16 protein-coding genes are annotated in these 16,827 nt (G+C 41.7%); 12 read left to right on the top strand and 4 right to left on the bottom strand.

Going from position 1 to position 16,827, the window contains the following annotated elements; all coding sequences use genetic code 11:
* Nucleotides 1-119: 119 nt before the first annotated feature.
* The 4 genes from ACTHN6_RS18845 (at nt 120) to ACTHN6_RS18830 (ending at nt 4,865) form a co-directional block, all read left to right on the top strand.
* Nucleotides 120-722 carry a DUF3347 domain-containing protein gene (locus ACTHN6_RS18845; RefSeq protein ID WP_440437327.1) on the top strand — a complete coding sequence of 201 codons (603 nt, stop codon included), beginning with the start codon at nt 120-122 and terminating at the stop codon, nt 720-722.
* Nucleotides 723-3,083, top strand: coding sequence for a TonB-dependent receptor (locus ACTHN6_RS18840; RefSeq protein WP_440437326.1), 2,361 nt, complete (start codon nt 723-725; stop codon nt 3,081-3,083).
* 561 nt (nt 3,084-3,644) lie between these two features.
* Nucleotides 3,645-4,586: a hypothetical protein gene (locus tag ACTHN6_RS18835; RefSeq protein WP_440437325.1), complete on the top strand. Its 942-nt coding sequence runs from the start codon at nt 3,645-3,647 to the stop codon at nt 4,584-4,586.
* Between the two features lie 84 nt (nt 4,587-4,670).
* The gene (locus ACTHN6_RS18830) at nt 4,671-4,865 is read left to right on the top strand and encodes a hypothetical protein (RefSeq protein WP_440437324.1); all 195 of its coding nucleotides are present in this window, start codon (nt 4,671-4,673) and stop codon (nt 4,863-4,865) included.
* 171 nt (nt 4,866-5,036) lie between these two features.
* Here the strand turns inward: ACTHN6_RS18830 and ACTHN6_RS18825 are convergent, their stop codons facing one another.
* On the bottom strand, nt 5,037-5,378 hold the full coding sequence (locus tag ACTHN6_RS18825) for a hypothetical protein (protein ID WP_440437323.1): 342 nt from the start codon (nt 5,376-5,378) through the stop codon (nt 5,037-5,039).
* A gap of 182 nt (nt 5,379-5,560) precedes the next feature.
* On the opposite strand from ACTHN6_RS18825, the gene ACTHN6_RS18820 reads away from it, so the two are divergent.
* The 3 genes from ACTHN6_RS18820 (at nt 5,561) to ACTHN6_RS18810 (ending at nt 7,850) form a co-directional block, all read left to right on the top strand.
* Complete coding sequence (locus ACTHN6_RS18820) at nt 5,561-6,001, top strand: iron chaperone (RefSeq protein WP_440437322.1); 441 nt, start codon at nt 5,561-5,563, stop codon at nt 5,999-6,001.
* Nucleotides 5,988-6,182 (top strand): DNA-directed RNA polymerase subunit alpha C-terminal domain-containing protein, encoded by a 195-nt coding sequence (locus tag ACTHN6_RS18815; RefSeq protein WP_440437321.1) that lies wholly within the window; start codon nt 5,988-5,990, stop codon nt 6,180-6,182. The genes ACTHN6_RS18820 and ACTHN6_RS18815 overlap by 14 nt, the downstream gene beginning before the upstream one ends.
* Nucleotides 6,183-6,344: 162 nt before the next feature.
* Nucleotides 6,345-7,850: a S26 family signal peptidase gene (locus ACTHN6_RS18810; RefSeq protein WP_440437320.1), complete on the top strand. Its 1,506-nt coding sequence runs from the start codon at nt 6,345-6,347 to the stop codon at nt 7,848-7,850.
* Nucleotides 7,851-7,922: 72 nt separating this feature from the next.
* Here the strand turns inward: ACTHN6_RS18810 and ACTHN6_RS18805 are convergent, their stop codons facing one another.
* The gene (locus ACTHN6_RS18805) at nt 7,923-9,587 is read right to left on the bottom strand and encodes a glutamine--tRNA ligase/YqeY domain fusion protein (protein WP_440437319.1); all 1,665 of its coding nucleotides are present in this window, start codon (nt 9,585-9,587) and stop codon (nt 7,923-7,925) included.
* 170 nt (nt 9,588-9,757) lie between these two features.
* Here ACTHN6_RS18805 and msrA point away from each other — a divergent pair, with 170 nt between their 5' ends.
* From msrA to ACTHN6_RS18790, 3 genes are read left to right on the top strand one after another with little or no spacing between them, the layout of a single operon-like run.
* The gene (gene msrA, locus ACTHN6_RS18800) at nt 9,758-10,459 is read left to right on the top strand and encodes a peptide-methionine (S)-S-oxide reductase MsrA (protein ID WP_440437318.1); all 702 of its coding nucleotides are present in this window, start codon (nt 9,758-9,760) and stop codon (nt 10,457-10,459) included.
* A 28-nt stretch (nt 10,460-10,487) separates the two neighbouring features.
* Nucleotides 10,488-10,769, top strand: coding sequence for a DUF721 domain-containing protein (locus ACTHN6_RS18795; RefSeq protein WP_440437317.1), 282 nt, complete (start codon nt 10,488-10,490; stop codon nt 10,767-10,769).
* A 48-nt stretch (nt 10,770-10,817) separates the two neighbouring features.
* On the top strand, nt 10,818-11,231 hold the full coding sequence (locus ACTHN6_RS18790) for a response regulator (RefSeq protein ID WP_440437316.1): 414 nt from the start codon (nt 10,818-10,820) through the stop codon (nt 11,229-11,231).
* A gap of 100 nt (nt 11,232-11,331) precedes the next feature.
* Here the strand turns inward: ACTHN6_RS18790 and ACTHN6_RS18785 are convergent, their stop codons facing one another.
* Complete coding sequence (locus ACTHN6_RS18785) at nt 11,332-12,309, bottom strand: ROK family protein (protein ID WP_440437315.1); 978 nt, start codon at nt 12,307-12,309, stop codon at nt 11,332-11,334.
* A 96-nt stretch (nt 12,310-12,405) separates the two neighbouring features.
* Nucleotides 12,406-13,857: an MFS transporter gene (locus ACTHN6_RS18780; protein WP_440437314.1), complete on the bottom strand. Its 1,452-nt coding sequence runs from the start codon at nt 13,855-13,857 to the stop codon at nt 12,406-12,408.
* A 174-nt stretch (nt 13,858-14,031) separates the two neighbouring features.
* On the opposite strand from ACTHN6_RS18780, the gene ACTHN6_RS18775 reads away from it, so the two are divergent.
* Both ACTHN6_RS18775 and ACTHN6_RS18770 read left to right on the top strand, forming a co-directional pair.
* Nucleotides 14,032-15,453 carry a glycogen synthase gene (locus ACTHN6_RS18775; RefSeq protein WP_440437313.1) on the top strand — a complete coding sequence of 474 codons (1,422 nt, stop codon included), beginning with the start codon at nt 14,032-14,034 and terminating at the stop codon, nt 15,451-15,453.
* A gap of 57 nt (nt 15,454-15,510) precedes the next feature.
* Entirely contained in the window at nt 15,511-16,794 is a 1,284-nt protein-coding gene (locus ACTHN6_RS18770; protein WP_440437312.1) for a glucose-1-phosphate adenylyltransferase, read from the top strand.
* Nucleotides 16,795-16,827: the final 33 nt, after the last annotated feature.

The following is a 16,827-nucleotide window of genomic DNA, read 5'->3' as shown; positions in this document are numbered from 1 at the left end:
CCTTCGAAATGACGGCCGCCGATAAATTAAGATATTTAAAAAACAATAGCAAACCTACCGCTGATGTTTAAACGCCCGTCTTCAACAAGTTTGCCTTTACCTTTGCCAAAAACCTGTTGATGATGCAATTGAAATACGCCGTTACCGCTTTGTTTTTCATGTTTATCATAATGGCCTGCAATAATAGACCGGCAGCCAATAATACGCCCGACGTAAAAGCGTCCGTAAGCAAAAACACCGACTCCTTTAACCTGGCTTTTAACAGCGTAATTATCAATTACGACAGCCTGCTCACGGCGTTTATTAACTGGGACACCGTTGCCGCCGATAAATATGCCACCGCCCTGCAGCTATCTTTAATAAGTGTGCCCTATGAACAAATGCCTGATGAGGCTGCGGCCTCCAAAGCCACCGGCATTGCCCAAAATGCTGCCGATGCGCTCCAAACTTTAATTGCTATTGACTCTATTAATAACAAACGCCGCTTTTTTTACACCGCCTCCGAAGGCATTTATCATCTTATAAAAACTACCGGCTACGATAAAGCCGTTATTTACCACAAAAAATGCCCGATGGCGTTTGATGATGAGCGCGAAGGCTGGTGGATATCCACCGAAAGGGAGATTGATAACCCTTATTTGGGCAAATTTCATCCAAAATATAAGAATGCCATGCTCGAATGTGGTATTATTGAAGATTCCATCAATAATAGGCAACAGTAAATGATGCGCACCGCCTTAATTCTTACCTTATTGCTTACGGCTTCGCAGCTTTTTGCGCAGCAAAAGTTTACCTGGAAGGGTTATGTGAAGGATTCCCTCACCGGCGAAACCTTAATTAACGCCAGCGTGCTGGTAAGCAACGAAAATCGTGGGGTGGCCACCAATCAATACGGCTATTTTTCCGTCACTTTGCCCGCCGGGAATTATAAACTCATCTTTTCCTTCGTGGGTTACACCCCAAAGGAAATTGATGCGGATTTTAGTAAAGATATTTCGCAGGATATTATGCTGGTGCCCACCGCCGCCACCATGCAGGATGTGGTGGTAACCACTGCCGCGCAGAAAAGACTGAACAATGTAAAGAGCGCACAGATGGGGCAGGTGGATTTAAGCATTAATACGGTTAAATCCCTGCCTGCTTTTATGGGCGAAACCGATATTCTTAAAACGTTACAGCTATTACCGGGCGTGCGCAACGCCGGTGAGGGCAACAGCGGCTTTTATGTACGCGGCGGCGGCCCCGATCAGAACCTTATTTTGCTGGATGAAGCCGTGGTGTACAACACCGGCCACCTTTTTGGCTTTTTTTCGGTGTTTAATTCCGATGCGGTGAAGAACTTAAGCCTGATTAAGGGCGGAATGCCCGCACAATATGGCGGCCGCCTCTCTTCTGTTATTGATATTGCCATGAAAGACGGCAATGTAAACAAAACACAGGTGGATGCAGGCATTGGTTTAATTGCATCGCGCCTTTCTATACAGGGGCCCATCATTAAAAACAAGGCTTCCTACATTATTTCGGCCCGCAGAACCTATATTGATGTGCTGATGCAGCCCTTTATTAAGAAGAGCAGCAGCTTTTATGGCTCGGGCTATTATTTTTATGACCTGAATGCCAAGGTTAACTATCAAATCTCCAATAATGACCATCTGTACCTGAGTGGTTATTTTGGAAGGGACAAATTTAAGTTCAACAATGCCCGCCGTTCGTTCAGCACCACCATTCCCTGGGGCAACAGCACAGCCACTTTTCGCTGGAACCACAGTTTCAGCAAGAAATTGTTTTCTAATGTTTCCCTTATTTATAATGATTATAAGTTTGATTTCCTCGGTAAGCAAGATGATTTCAAAATTGGCCTCTCTTCCGGCATTAAAGACTGGAGCGCCAAGGCCGATGTGGACTATTTTGCCTCTACATCGCACAAAATAAAGTTCGGCGGGCAGTATATCTATCATACTTTCTTTCCCAGCGTGGCCAGCGGCAGCCAGGATTCCATTGTTTTTGCCCCGGCTAACACGCAACGCAAGTTTGCCAACGAATTTGGCCTGTATATCCAGGATGATTGGGATGTATCCAACCATATTAAGATCAATTACGGCGTGCGTTTCAGCGCTTTTCAACAAGTTGGGCCGTATACTTCCTTCACTACTGACGCTAATGGCAATAAACTGGACAGCACGGTGTATAAAGGCGGCCAAAACGTAAAAACTTACAGCGGTTTTGAGCCGAGAATTACCCTGCGTTACGGGTTTGATAACAATAGTTCCATCAAAGCTTCCGTAACACGCAATCTTCAGTACATACATCTTGTAAGTAACTCCGGAACCACGCTGCCCACCGATATTTGGGTGCCTTCTACTTACCGGGTGCAGCCGCAGGATGGCATTTTATACGCTGCGGGCTACTTTAGAAACTTTGCCAACAACATGTTTGAGACTTCTTTAGAGGTTTATTACAAAACCATGCAGCACCAGATAGAATATAAGGAGGGATATACGCCCGGTTTGGCCGATCCCGAGGAAAGTTTTGTATTTGGAAAGGGCTGGAGCTATGGCAGCGAGCTGTTTATCAATAAAGTAAAGGGCAGGCTTACCGGCTGGGTGGGTTATACGCTCTCCTGGACCTGGCGGCGCTTCCCGGCGTTGAATGAAGGCCGTAAATATCCCAGTAAATACGACCGCCGCCACGATCTTTCCATTGTGGGCATTTATGAACTTTCGCCCAAGTGGAAGCTTTCGTCCACTTTTGTGTTTGGCACGGGTAATGCCACCTCGCTGCCGGAGCGTTTTTACTTTGTGGATGGCACGCTTACGCAGGAATTCAGCAGCATTAATGCTTATCGAATGAAACCTTACCACCGCCTCGACATGGCAGTGACATATACGCCCAAACAAAAGAAACCGCGCAGGTATAAAGGCAGTTGGGTGTTCAGCATTTACAATGCTTACAGCCGGCAAAATCCATATTTCTATTATTTTGACCAGGATGGCGCCCTTGCCGACGGCAGTTTAAAGGTTACGGCCAAACAGGTGTCGCTGTTCCCCATTATTCCCGCCGTTACATGGAATGTTCGTTTCTGATGAAGGGATAATTGCAAGAGACTACGGATAATTGTTTCCCTGAAAAACGACTGTGTTATTATTGGGAGCAAGAAAAGATACACGCACCGGCACGTCATTCCCGCGAAAGCGGGAACCTGCTGTATAAGCTTGAAAGATTTGGGGTAAATACAGATTGCATTGGCCATTTTATATTGTAAAAGCAGATCTCCGGTCAGGCCGGGCATAACGAATGAAATTGTTGTGTTGTGGATAGAGATTGCTTTAGCCTGCCTGCGCAGCGGCTTTATCATTTTGCATAAGGGCTATGCCATGATATGGAATACATGCAACCATCCGCCGGTAATTTCCGTGAAAGCGGGAATCTGCACCTGCCTTTAAAAGCAGCGATATGTATTAGAAGAGCTGCAATAGCCCGTAAACCGCTGCCAAACACCGGAAGGAAAGAGAAATAGCATTGAAAAAAATCATTTTAAATATTCAGAAATATCCTAAATTTGGTTATCAACTAACGATTTAAATAACCCAGGCCAACTATATACCTGTAAACCTATTACATCACTAAACCAACAATCCATTATTATGGCACGACTAACTATTCCCGAGGATTTTACCAGCCAGGTTACCCTGCTGCACAACATTATTGCTCAAAACACGGCGCTTGGCGCTGCCAGCCCGCTCACCGCGTTCCTGGCACAGCAAAATATTGTGCTCACTAACGATGAAGCGGCGGCCACCGCGGCGCAAACGCACGATGCCAGCCGCGCCCTGCTTAAAAAGCAGAGTGAAAACTACCGGCAGTTGCGCAATAATTATTTTACGGCGCCCTGGGCGCACCTTACCGGCAGCGTTCAGTTTCTGAAAACCTTTTATAAAGGCAATACCAAAGAACTGGGCAACTGGGGCATTACCATTACCGACAGCGGCAAGGTGAATTACCCCGCCGCCTTCGCCCAACGCAGGGCGGTATTCATTGCTTTTGCCGCCAAACATAATAGTTACCCCGATGGCGACAGCCCTTTGCAGCCTTTTCTTACGCAGCAAAACATAAACCTGGATGCCGACAGCGCCGTGGTGGAACAGGCCACCACGAATAACACCAGCTTTACCGCAGCAGCGCAGCAAAGCGAGAATGAAACGGAATTGCGCAACCAGGTTTGGCTGCCGGTGCTGGCGCACATCAAAACCATCGGTAATTTTTTAATGAAACTCTACAGCAATAACCAAAAAGCACTGGGTAACTGGGGTTTTGTGGTGGATGAAAACACGCAGAAGGCCAAACTACGCACCAGTAAATTGAAACCGGGGGAAACGGCCAACTATACTGCCTTGCAGATAGGCGGAACGCTAACCAATACAGGGGAAGGTGAAATTCATTTGTATAAAGGCAAAAGCACAACAGGCACGCCCAACATTATTCATGCTACGGAGCAGTTTGGCATTGTGAAAGGGTTTAGTACAATAACCGTTGTAAACCCATCTACCCTGATAGAAGCGAGGTTTACTGCACCCGCCACGCATTAAATGGAAAAAATAGCGTCCGAAATGGAAGGAAATTTCAATAAAATGGAAAAAATAATGGCATAAATTGAAAAAGCAAGCGCATAAATGGAAAAAAGGATGACAGCAATGGAAAAATTATTGCCTGTGATGGAAAAAAGAAGCGATACTATGGGAAAAATTAATGAACAAATGGAAGATTTTTTTCCTGCTCTGTATAAACGATCACAGCTTTTCGGCGCTATTTATTTAATATTTTTCCCTATCGGTTGGTGTCTCACCAACCGAAACATCTCTAAATAAAAAGGCCGTTTCAAACAAAAACTTGAAACGGCCTTTGTTGTTGAACTGTTGTGTGTTTAATTACTGTTTCCCTATCGGTTGGTGACACCAACCGAAACCTCTGTAAATAAAAAGGCCATTTCAAACAAAAACTTGAAACGGTCCTTTTCATTGTGACTGTTGTGTGTTTAATTACTGTTTAGAGGCCGGGCTTGCAGATGTAGCGGATTTCTTTGCTGCTTTTTTATCTTTCTTTTCCATCTTCGTGCTGGACTTAACGGCCTTCTTGTCGGCCTTTACCTGCTTCTTGTCTTGCTTCTTTACAGTAGCTGAAGCTTTCTTAGCAGCATCTTCTTTCTTTTTAGCCTTATCACTTGCTAAAGTGGCTTTGGAAGTGGCTGTGGTGGCTTCATCAGTTTTTACCGCTGTGGTTTGGGCGGCGTGTTTATGGGTTTTGGGTGCAGTGGAGGGTGTTTGTGCAAATACGGAAAGGGAGAACATTGCACATGCAATTAATAAAAGATTCTTTTTCATAAATAAAAAAATTTGTTGCCTTGACGAAAGCCTCAAATGCCGGTTTAAAAAATGTTTTTACATTCAGAAAGTTTTAACGTTGCATCATGTGGAGGGTGGGCGGCAATGCTTTAGCAGCGCAGCGTTTGTATGAGTAATAATTTGAAATTTTATGTAGCTTACTTTTTAAATAACCATGTATAATGACGGTTGCCAATAACACTGATGAATATATTTCAGCATTTCCCAACAATGTGCAAAAGCTTTTAAAGCAAATGCGCAGCACTATTAAAAAGGCTGCGCCACAGGCAGCGGAAACTATTAGTTATGGCATTCCCACATTTACTTTAAACGGTAACCTTGTGCATTTTGCAGGTTATAAAAATCATATAGGATTTTACCCGGCTCCATCCGGTATTGAAGCGTTTAAGAAAGAGCTGAGTGTATATGCCGGGGCAAAAGGTTCTGTTCAGTTTCCGCTGGATAAACCATTGCCGCTTGAACTTATAACAAAGATTGTGGCGTTCAGGGTTGCAGAAAATATGGAGAAGGCTTTAAGGAAAGCGGGCAGGCAATCAACTAAAAAAACTGCTGCTGCGGAAACCGGTAAATCAAAAAAAAACAAAGGCTTTGCTTCAGAATAATTTGTTGTCAACGCTGCCTGCACCCGCCAGGCGGGCTTTGGAAAACAATGGTATCAATAGTTTAAAGGAGCTTTCGCAGCTTACGGAAAAGGCGGTATTATCTTTTCATGGCATGGGGCCATCTTCTATACCAAAACTTAAAGAAGCGTTGCAGGCTGAAGGATTATCATTCAAAAAATAATCGAAGATTTGTTTGCTATTCATCATCTTGCTTCCTGGATTTACCTTGCAATAACCGGCTGCATTATATTATAAACGCTAAAACATATTTAAGAAAACTTTACTTTGCTTAATTGCAGTTGCGTAATTAGAACATTATTTTTGTTGCCTTTAAAATAAAATTATGGGTTGGATCTTATTTATAGTTGGAACCATTGGCTGGCATATAGGTGTGTATGGGTTGTTTAAAAAAGCGGGTATTGCTTCCTGGAAAGCCTTTGTGCCATTTTACAATACCTGGTGCATGGTAGAAGCAACGGGTATAAAAAAAGTTTGGTTCTGGCTGCAGTTTGTTCCAATCTTAGGGCAGTTTGTCACCATATGGATAACCATCATTTTTGTAATGCATTTCGGGCAGTTTACACTTTTGCAGCATGCGGCGCTGGTGTTTCTGCCTTTTATTTATTTGCCTTATATCGGTTTTTCGAAAGATGTAAGATGGGGTGGTAAGGAAGTGATGAAACGTTATAAAAAATCTGCTTCCAGGGAATGGATTGATGCTGCCGTTTTTGCCGTGGTGGCTGCAACGCTTATACGCACTTTTATTTTTGAGGCTTATACCATACCTTCTGAAAGTATGGAGAAAACATTGCTTATAAACGATTTCCTGTTTGTGAGCAAATGGAGTTATGGTGCAAGGCTGCCGGCAACGCCTTTAAGTTTTCCCTTTGTGCATAATACCATGCCCGGCATGCCCACAACGCCATCTTATTTAAAGTGGATAGAATTGCCTTATAAACGGTTGCCGGGTTACACATCTATAAAAAGAAATGATGTGGTGGTGTTTAATGTGCCCGCCGGCGATACCATCATTAACCTGGAAGGGTATGGCAGTAAGGTTTTATATTATGATGTATTGCGGGACCAGTTTAATGGCAACCGCGATGCTTTAAATGCAACCTACCCGGTTATTGTTCATCCTTTTGATAAAACCGATAATTATATAAAAAGATGCGTAGGCTTACCGGGCGATGTGATACAGAATAAAGAGGGTGTATTGTATGTAAATAACCAGCCGGCCTTTGTGGGGCCTGCTTCGCAGATTGATTATATGGTTGAAACGAATGGCACTATTTTCAGCCCGCAGTTTCTGCAGGATTCTCTGGATATGGATATTGAGAACAACGACCAGGTGCAGGTGGATGGCAGCCAGAAAATATATTACATGAACCTTACGCCGGATAAGGCCGCCATTGTAAAAAGACAACCGAATGTTAAGCGCATTTCAATCTATGCATTAACCGATGTAACGACACATACATTTCCATTTGATACGGCTGATTTTAAATGGTCGCTTGATAATTATGGCCCTTTAACAATTCCCAAAGCCGGGGCAACCGTTACATTAACCCCGCAGAATATAGCTTTGTATGAAAGGCTTATTACCACGTATGAACATAATAAGCTGGAGTATGCCAATGGCAGTTATGTCATTAATGGCAAACCTACTAATAACTATACGTTTAAATATAACTATTACTGGATGATGGGGGATAACCGCCATCGCAGCCAGGACAGCCGTTTCTGGGGCTTTGTACCGGAAACACATATTGTAGGTAAGGCTTCTTTAATATGGTTTAGCTGGGATAAGGGGCCTCGATGGAACCGGTTGTTTAAATCCATTCATTAAAATTATAAATGATTAGTAAAGTAAAAAGGAGCAAATAAAATATTGCTCCTTTTTACTTTAGATTCTATTAACTCAACTATTTTTTTGTTGTTCTTTGGCCCATGTATCTTTTAAAGTAACCGTTCTGTTGAAGATGAGCTTTTCTTCGTTGGAATATTTATCCAAAGCAAAATATCCTTTGCGTAAGAATTGGTATCGTTCATCCTGCAGCGCATTTTTTAATGCAGGTTCTGCATATACTGCAGGAATTATTTCCAGTGAATTTTCATTGATGTAATCTTTAAAATCGCCTGCTTCACTTGAAGGGTCTTCCACTTTAAATAAACGGTCATACAATCTTACTTCGGCCGTTATTGCATGCGCTACGCTTACCCAATGCAACGTGCCTTTTACTTTTATGTTTGATGTGTCGTTGCCGCTTTTACTTTCAGGAATGTAAGAACAGTTAAGCTGAATGATATTGCCCGCGTCGTCTTTTACCACTTCATCGCATTTAATAATATAAGCGCCTTTTAAACGCACCATGCCGCCGGGATATAAACGGAAGAATTTCTTTGGCGGGTTTTCCATAAAGTCGTCTTTTTCTATATATAGTTCTTTGCTGAACGGCACATCGCGAAAACCGCCATTTGCATCTTCCGGGTTATCTTCAACACTTACAAATTCGTTCTCTTCATTGTAATTGGTTAGCACAACTTTTATGGGATCGAAGACCACCATCCTGCGCAATGCAATTTTGTTTAAATCTTCACGCACGCAAAACTCAAGCAGGCTAAGCTCTGTAACATTTTCTCTTTTGGCAATGCCGGCGCGGTCACAGAAATCCCTTATAGATGCGGCTGTATAACCTCTTCTTCTCAAGCCGCTGATAGTGGGCATACGCGGATCATCCCAGCCGTCAACATATTTTTCATTTACCAATTGCAGCAGCTTGCGCTTGCTCATTATAGTGTAACTGATATTGCGTCTTGCAAATTCATACTGGTGTGATGGATAAATATTAAGTTTTTCGATAAACCAGTTGTATAATTCGCGGTGCGGCACAAATTCGAGTGTGCAGATACTATGTGTTACATGTTCTATGGAATCACTTTGTCCATGTGCAAAATCATATAATGGGTAAATGCACCAGTTATCGCCTGTGCGGTGATGGTGTGCATGTTTAATCCGGTAAATAACAGGATCACGCATGAGCATATTAGTATGCGCCATATCAATTTTTGCGCGCAATACACGTTCGCCATCTTTATATTTTCCAGCCTTCATTTCTTCAAACAACTGCAGGTTTTCTTCAACACTCCTGTTTCGGTATTTGCTGTTTATGCCTGGCGTAGTGGGCGTACCTTTTTCTGCGGCAATGGTTTCACTGTTATTGTCATCCACATATGCATAGCCTTCCCTTATAAGCTTTATTGCAAAAAGATAAAGCTGTTCAAAATAATCTGAAGCATATAATTCATGCTCCCATTCAAAGCCTAACCAGCGCACATCATTCTTTATATTCTCAACGTATTCTGTTTCTTCTGTTGTGGGATTGGTATCATCAAACCGCAGATTAGTATAGCCGCCGTATTTTTTTGAAAGGCCAAAATTCAGGCAAATGCTTGCGGCATGGCCCAGGTGCAGGTAGCCATTAGGCTCAGGCGGAAAGCGTGTAACGATGGAAACATGCTTACCGGCATTCAAATCATGCTCTATTATTTCTTCTAAAAAATTTAAAGATTTTTCTTCTGCCATAACAAGCAAAGATAATTGCTTAATGTTGCTGTAAGAATTTAGATGGAAATGTTAGCTGAACGAAATTTTAAAAGAAAAGTTAAACTGCCTATATTACTGCTTTTATAATGACCCTATTGGGCATTTGTTAATTAACTTGTTTTACTGGCAACTTAAACGTTATTTGCAACATGCTTCTGAACATCACCCATCTTTTTGGTTTATCTGCGCTTGGCTTCGCAGGTGTGTTTTCTCTCTCGTCCTGTGCCGGGCACAATTCTCAATCTGCCACAAGTATGAATGAACAAAAAATTACAACAACAGCAGCCACTGATACAGCCAGTTTTGGAACAGGCTGTTTCTGGTGCACCGAAGCCATTTTTCAAAGATTGAATGGCGTTATAAGAGTTACAAGTGGTTATAGCGGCGGTTCTGTTCCCGATCCAACGTATGAAGAAGTTTGCACCGGCACCACCGGTCATGCAGAATGTTGCCAGGTGGTATACGATCCATCTGTAATAAGTTATGATGAATTGCTGGAAGTTTTCTGGAAAACGCATGATCCTACCACATTAAACAGGCAGGGCAATGATGTAGGACCGCAGTACAGGAGTGTGATATTCTATCATTCAGAAGAACAAAAAGAAAAAGCCGAACACTATAAAACTGCATTAAACGACAGTAATGTATTCAATAAGCCTATAGTTACTGCCATTGAACCTTATAAGAATTTTTATATCGCAGAAAATTATCATCAGCAGTATTACGATTATAATCCGGGCCAGATGTATTGTCGCCTCGTGATAGCGCCGAAAGTTGAGAAATTTGAAAAGGTTTTCAAGAACAAATTGAAAAGCACTGTGAAAAACAGTGAGATGGCGAATAACCAGTAATGGCGGTTAAATAATTTAATTTTGCACCATGGCTCAATTGCAATTAGGAGACGCGTTAAAAGATTTCTTAAACAAGAGCAATCTTAAAAGCGGTTTAAGGGCTGTGCAAATTGAAAGTATCTGGGAAGAAGTGATGGGAAAAACCGTTGCAAGATATACCGATAAAATACAGATAATTAACAACACGCTTTTTGTTTATACTGCGGTGGCCGCATTAAAGCAGGAACTTGTTTATCAAAAACCAAAAATAATTGAACGGGTAAACGAGGCTTTGCGGGAAAAAGCTATTACTGATGTTATTATAAAATAATTTTTATTATTACAACTAATTTCAGTTCAGTTTAATATTGATAAAGCAATGCCTGAAGTAAAGAAAATATTAATGGTTGACGATGATGCGGAAGACAGGATGCTGATGCAGGATATGTTTACCGAAATAGGTGCGCCTGATGTTGCCTGCTATGCCGATAGCGGCGAAACGGCATTGAATTACCTGGAAGATTTACCGGATGATGAGTTGCCATCAGTTATCCTGCTTGATTTAAATATGCCCAGGCTAAATGGTACCCAGGTGCTTAAAATATTAAAGCAAAATGAAAAACTTAAGGATATTACCGTAATTATTTATTCAACTTCTGTAAATATTATTGAAAAGGAGCAAAGCCTGAAATTAGGGGCGCATTCTTATGTAATTAAACCAAGCTCCTATAACGGTTGCATTGAAAAAGCAAAATACTTCAACAGCCTGTGTCAAGAAGAAGAAAGCAATTAAAATTACGGCAATAGCGTAGCAAATGAAGGTGCGTTATTAGTTGTAAGTGGATATTGCATATACTGAGGGCTTACTCACTTTTCACTGCTAACAACTCATTTTAGTTAACCTCCCAGGCAAGCGCGCTGGCGCCGAGAATAGCGGCATCAGATTCCTTTAAATGGCTTACTAATATTTTTATTTTATTCTCAAATATTTTTATAAGGTTTGCCTCCATGCTTTCGCGGGTTGGCTTTAAAATAAGTTCACCGGCTTTTGTTAACCCGCCAAATAATATAATTGCCTCGGGGCTTGAAAACATTACGGCATTGGCCAGCGCAAGCCCAAGTATCCTGCCCGTGAATTCATATACTTTCTGTGCAAGCTCATCGCCTGCAATAGCAGCTTCATATACTTTTTTAGAATCTATTTCTTCTATGGGTATATTTCTTAAAGAGCTTGGCGTGTTGGTGTTCTTAAGCATTTCAAGCGTTGTGGCGCGAACACCTGTGGCTGACGCATAACTCTCCAGTGAACCTTTTTTGCCTGTGCCGGGATGTAAGCGTCCGTCAGGAATAACAATTGTATGTCCAAGTTCGCCTGCAAAACCATCATGGCCATAAATTAATTTTCCATTGGCCACAATGCCACTGCCTACACCCGTTCCCAGCGTTATCATTATAAAATCTTTCATGCCTTTGGCTGCGCCGTATATCATTTCGCCTTCAGCGGCAGCATTAGCATCATTGGTTAAAATAACCGGGAGTTTAAATTTATCATTCAGCAATTTGGCAAGGGGGATAATGCCTTTCCAGGGAAGATTTGGGGCATATTCTACGGTGCCTGTATAAAAGTTTCCGTTAGGTGCACCAACGCCAATGCCTTTCATTCTGCCGGCGCCACCGGCTTTCTCTATCAGTTCTGTTACCTTCCTGTGCAGTTCATCAATAAATGTTTCAACCTTCGCATGTTTTTTAGTTGACATTGAACCTGAAAATAACACATTGCCCACATGATCAACTATTCCAAATTTGGTTCCTGTACCGCCAATGTCAATTCCTACTGCCAACGGTTCTACTGCCGCCTTAGAAGAAGCCATAATTAAAATTTCTGATTTATGATTTTGTCGATCTCTCTTTAAATTTTTAAGAGCTTATTCATTATAAAATACAATGCAATATTATAATAACCTGCTTTAATGCCCGCCGCTGCTTTCAAGGTGGTCATAATCTATGCCCTGTGCTTTAAGAACAGATTTAACCTTTATTGCGTAAAAAGCAAGGTAAAGAAAGCAGCATACGCCTACAAGGTAACTCCATTGAATGCCTAAAACATTGTCAGCCAAAAAACCCTGCAGCAGGCTTACAATGCCGCCACCCATAATCATCATAATAAGAAAGCTGGCGCCTTCGTTGGTATGCCTGCCAAGCCCTGCAATGGCAAGTGTAAAAATACATGGCCATAAAGTGGAGCAAAATAAGCCTACGCTCATGAATGCATAAGCGCTAACCATTCCTTTGGTAAGCATTCCTATAAATAAGGCAATTATGCCAAAGCCTGAATATATTAAAAGCAATCTTGCCGGGTTACCCTTGCTTAATATGTCGCCGGCAATCATGGCAATAATAACAAACGGATAATAATAAAAAGGCGTTACATCGTGATTGGCAATTACATTCACCAATATAAAAACAGCGAATGCTATATAAGGCATAAAGAAGCGCAATACCTGCTTTGCGCCTTTGCTCAAATCAAATGCGCCAACCGATTGCGTCCATCGTCCAATCATAAGGCTCGCCCAGTATAACGAAATAAACGGTGCAACCTTATCGGTGGAAATAGCGAGGTCTTTCTGTAAAAAAGCGGGCAGGTTAGAAGCCGTTGCCACTTCAACACCCACATACACAAAAATGCCTATCATGCCCATAATAAGTTGCGGGTAACTGAATACACTTCTTTTATGCTCAACCTTATTGGTATCATCAGCTTCTTCTGATGCAATTTTATCAAGATCAATTTTATTGGGAACAGAGGAGAACCTGAAAATGATTGCTACCAATATAAATACTGCACCTAAAATAAGATAGGGTGTTTTCACACTTTCTATGCTGGCTACAGCTTCGGTATTGGCGGTAACGCTGCCAAAGATGGCAAAGCTTACGAGCAGAGGCCCGATGGTTGTTCCAAAATTATTAATACCTCCCGCAAGGCTTAAACGCTGTGCACCTGTTTTAGGATCGCCCATAACAATTGCCAACGGATTTGCCGCTGTTTGCTGCAGCGAAAAACCAAGACCCACTATAAACAGGCCGGTTATCATTATGGTGAATGAAGCGGTTTGTGCAGCCGGGTAAAAAAGCAATGTACCCAACGCAGAAATGACAAGACCTAATGAAATACCATTTCTAAAACCAATACGGTTTAAGATATCACCGCCGGTTACTCTTGAAATAATAAAATATATGACTGAACCCACTGTATAAGCTACATAAAATGCAAACGAAACCATTTGGGATTGAAGTTGGGAAAGATGCAGCTTATCTTTAAAAACGGGTATGAGAATATCGTTAGACGCTGCTACAAAACCCCAGAAAAAGAATACAGTAATTAAAACACTGAATTGTGACCATTTGGTTTGCTGGCTCATTTAACAATCATTGATACGTTATAAAAGAGGCGTAATATTAGTACATTTTAAATTATGCCGTACCAATTAAAATTATTTTGCCCGCTGCCGGTTTCATAAAAATTATTTTGCTCTTTCAATATAGTTGTTAATTTGGTAGCGTAAGAAGAAACCTAACGTAGAAATAATTGCTGCATGGAAATAGTTCACCTCAGTTTTGAATGTTACCCGGTTGCAAAAGCCGGCGGTTTAGGCGATGTGGTTGGCGCTTTACCCAAATACCAGGTTAAGGCCGGACATTATGCAAAAGTTATAATGCCAATGCACCGCACTAAATTTTTATACACCAACGATTGGGATGTAGATTTTAAAGGAAGAACCAATCTTGATAACTGGTGGTTTGATTATACCATTATAAAAGAGCGGCATAATACACTTGGGTTTGATCTTTATCTCGTAGATATAAACGGCCTGCTCGACCGTGAAAAAATATATGGCTATGATGATGATACGCAGCGCTACTTAGCTTTTCAAATTGCGGTTATTAACTGGCTTGACCAATGGCAGCATAAGCCCGATATTGTTCATTGCCACGATTATCATGTGGGGCTTGTGCCCTTCATGATGAAATACTGTTATCAATATAACAGGCTTGCTTCCATACCCACCGTATTTACTATTCACAATGCGCAATACCAGGGATGGATGGGCTGGGACCAAAGCCGTTATATTCCTGCATGGGATACCTGGAAAGGCGGCCTGCTTGAGTGGGGCGGCGTAATAAACCCGCTGGCTTCAGCCGTAAAAAATGCATGGCGGGTAAATACCGTAAGCTGGAGTTATATGGAAGAACTGCGCTGGAATTCAAACGGGCTTGAGGCTTTGTTTGAATATGAGCGTGGCAAATGTTCTGGCGTGCTGAATGGCATTGATGCAGAAATATGGGACCCTGCAACGGATGAGCTTATAGAATATAACTATACTGTTGCTGATGTTGATAAACTGAAGCAAAAAAATAAAGAAGCTTTATGCAAGGAATTTAACCTTGATCCTCAAAAACCATTAATTGTTTTTATTGGAAGACTGGTAGGCGAGAAGGCCGCAGACCTTTTGCCTGATGCCATTGCATCTTCTTTATATGGCATGCAGGGTTATGTGAATTTTCTGGTGCTCGGCAGTGGAGAGCCAGGTGTGGAATGGCAGTTAAAACAATTGCTTGATACTTTTCCTGGCAGTTACAATGTTATGATTGGTTATAACGAAGCGCTCAGTCATCGCATGTATGCCGGTGCAGATTTTTTATTAATGCCAAGCCGTGTTGAACCTTGCGGCCTTAACCAGATGTATTCAATGCGATATGGCACTGTGCCCATGGTAAGAAGTACCGGCGGTTTAATTGATACGGTTACAGACATGGGCGACTGGCAGGGGTGGGGCATTCGTTTCAACCAGGCATCTGTTGGAGATATTGTGCATGCAGTAAGCCGTGCTGTTGGTTTATATTATGACGATAAAAAAAGCCTTGGCCGTATGCGCAAACACATGATGCAGATTGATAACAGTTGGGAAAAGTCCGTGCAGCAATACCTTAACATTTACCAGAGCATCAGGTTTTAAATTGGTTTAAACTTTGTTCAATAATACTTTTATACATTTATACAAAACTACCCATATATGACATCCTATGCACAGTCAGTTATAGCAGTAATTCTCGGAGGAGGCGCAGGTACAAGATTATATCCTTTAACAGCAGCCCGTTCAAAACCGGCCGTTCCTATTGCGGGTAAATATCGCCTTGTTGATATTCCTATCAGCAATTGTATCAATTCCAATATCAACAGAATATTTGTATTAACACAGTTCAACTCGGCATCTTTAAATAAGCATATTAAAAACACTTACCTGTTCAGTCATTTCAGTTCAGGTTTTGTGGATATTCTTGCCGCAGAACAAACACCTGACAATGCAGGATGGTACCAGGGCACTGCAGATGCAGTGCGCCAGTCGCTAAGGCATATACGCAATAACGATTTTGAATATGTGCTGGTGCTTAGCGGCGACCAGTTGTATCAAATGGATTTTGTAGAAATGCTTGATAACCATGTTGCTTCAGGGGCTGATCTTTCTATTGCTACTATCCCGGTAGCAGCGCGTGAAGCCACAGAATTTGGCATTATGAAAACGGATACAGAAAATAATATCACCTCTTTTATAGAAAAACCAAAGGCAGATGTTTTGGGTGAATGGATAAGCGATACGGGCGGTGAAATGCAGCAGAAAGGCAGGGTTTATCTTGCCTCAATGGGTATTTATATTTTTACAAGGAAACTGATGAATGAATTATTGCTGAATAAATTTCCCGATGCAACCGACTTTGGCAAAGAAATTATACCTTCTTCTATTTCTTCCCATAAAGTAGTAAGTTATCAGTACAATGGATACTGGACAGATATAGGAAATATTTATTCTTTTTTTGAAGCCAATATTGAATTAACATCAGACGTTCCTGAATTTAATTTATTCGATAGTTCACATCCTATTTATACCAGGCCGCGTATGCTGCCGCCGGCTAAAATAAGCGGCACTACGCTCGAGAAAACAGTAATTGCAGAAGGCTGTATCGTGCTGGCAAGCCGTATTGAAAATACATTAATGGGCATACGTTCACGTGTTGGCATTGGAAGCACTATTGTAAATTCCTATATAATGGGTAATGATTTTTATGAAACGCTTGAGCAAATGGAAGACAACCAGAAAGAAGGGGTTCCCCGCATTGGCATTGGCGACAGGTGTTATATAAAGAATGCCATTATTGATAAGAATGTACGAATTGGAAACGATGTGCGTATTAACGGCGGCCCTCATCTTGAAAATGTTGACCATACTTTATACACCGTAAAAGATGGTATTGTGGTAGTAAAAAAGAATGCGGTTTTACCGGATGGCTTTATAATATAAATGGATTTTTTTAAAACAAAGAAGCCGCTTTTA

It is taken from the genome of Parafilimonas sp., assembly GCF_051953455.1.
Taxonomy (GTDB): Bacteria; Bacteroidota; Bacteroidia; order Chitinophagales; family Chitinophagaceae; genus Parafilimonas.
This window is presented reverse-complemented; position numbering and strand designations above follow the sequence as displayed.

Coding starts and splice junctions, on each gene's coding strand:
- ACTHN6_RS18795 (WP_440437317.1), top strand. CDS start 10,488: ATGGCTCAATTGCAATTAGGAGACGCGTTAAAAGATTTCTTAAACAAG.
- ACTHN6_RS18835 (WP_440437325.1), top strand. CDS start 3,645: ATGGCACGACTAACTATTCCCGAGGATTTTACCAGCCAGGTTACCCTG.
- ACTHN6_RS18820 (WP_440437322.1), top strand. CDS start 5,561: ATGACGGTTGCCAATAACACTGATGAATATATTTCAGCATTTCCCAAC.
- ACTHN6_RS18810 (WP_440437320.1), top strand. CDS start 6,345: ATGGGTTGGATCTTATTTATAGTTGGAACCATTGGCTGGCATATAGGT.
- ACTHN6_RS18825 (WP_440437323.1), bottom strand. CDS start 5,378: ATGAAAAAGAATCTTTTATTAATTGCATGTGCAATGTTCTCCCTTTCC.
- ACTHN6_RS18790 (WP_440437316.1), top strand. CDS start 10,818: ATGCCTGAAGTAAAGAAAATATTAATGGTTGACGATGATGCGGAAGAC.
- ACTHN6_RS18780 (WP_440437314.1), bottom strand. CDS start 13,857: ATGAGCCAGCAAACCAAATGGTCACAATTCAGTGTTTTAATTACTGTA.
- ACTHN6_RS18805 (WP_440437319.1), bottom strand. CDS start 9,587: ATGGCAGAAGAAAAATCTTTAAATTTTTTAGAAGAAATAATAGAGCAT.
- ACTHN6_RS18845 (WP_440437327.1), top strand. CDS start 120: ATGATGCAATTGAAATACGCCGTTACCGCTTTGTTTTTCATGTTTATC.
- ACTHN6_RS18775 (WP_440437313.1), top strand. CDS start 14,032: ATGGAAATAGTTCACCTCAGTTTTGAATGTTACCCGGTTGCAAAAGCC.
- msrA (WP_440437318.1), top strand. CDS start 9,758: ATGCTTCTGAACATCACCCATCTTTTTGGTTTATCTGCGCTTGGCTTC.
- ACTHN6_RS18770 (WP_440437312.1), top strand. CDS start 15,511: ATGACATCCTATGCACAGTCAGTTATAGCAGTAATTCTCGGAGGAGGC.
- ACTHN6_RS18840 (WP_440437326.1), top strand. CDS start 723: ATGATGCGCACCGCCTTAATTCTTACCTTATTGCTTACGGCTTCGCAG.
- ACTHN6_RS18830 (WP_440437324.1), top strand. CDS start 4,671: ATGGAAAAAAGGATGACAGCAATGGAAAAATTATTGCCTGTGATGGAA.
- ACTHN6_RS18785 (WP_440437315.1), bottom strand. CDS start 12,309: ATGGCTTCTTCTAAGGCGGCAGTAGAACCGTTGGCAGTAGGAATTGAC.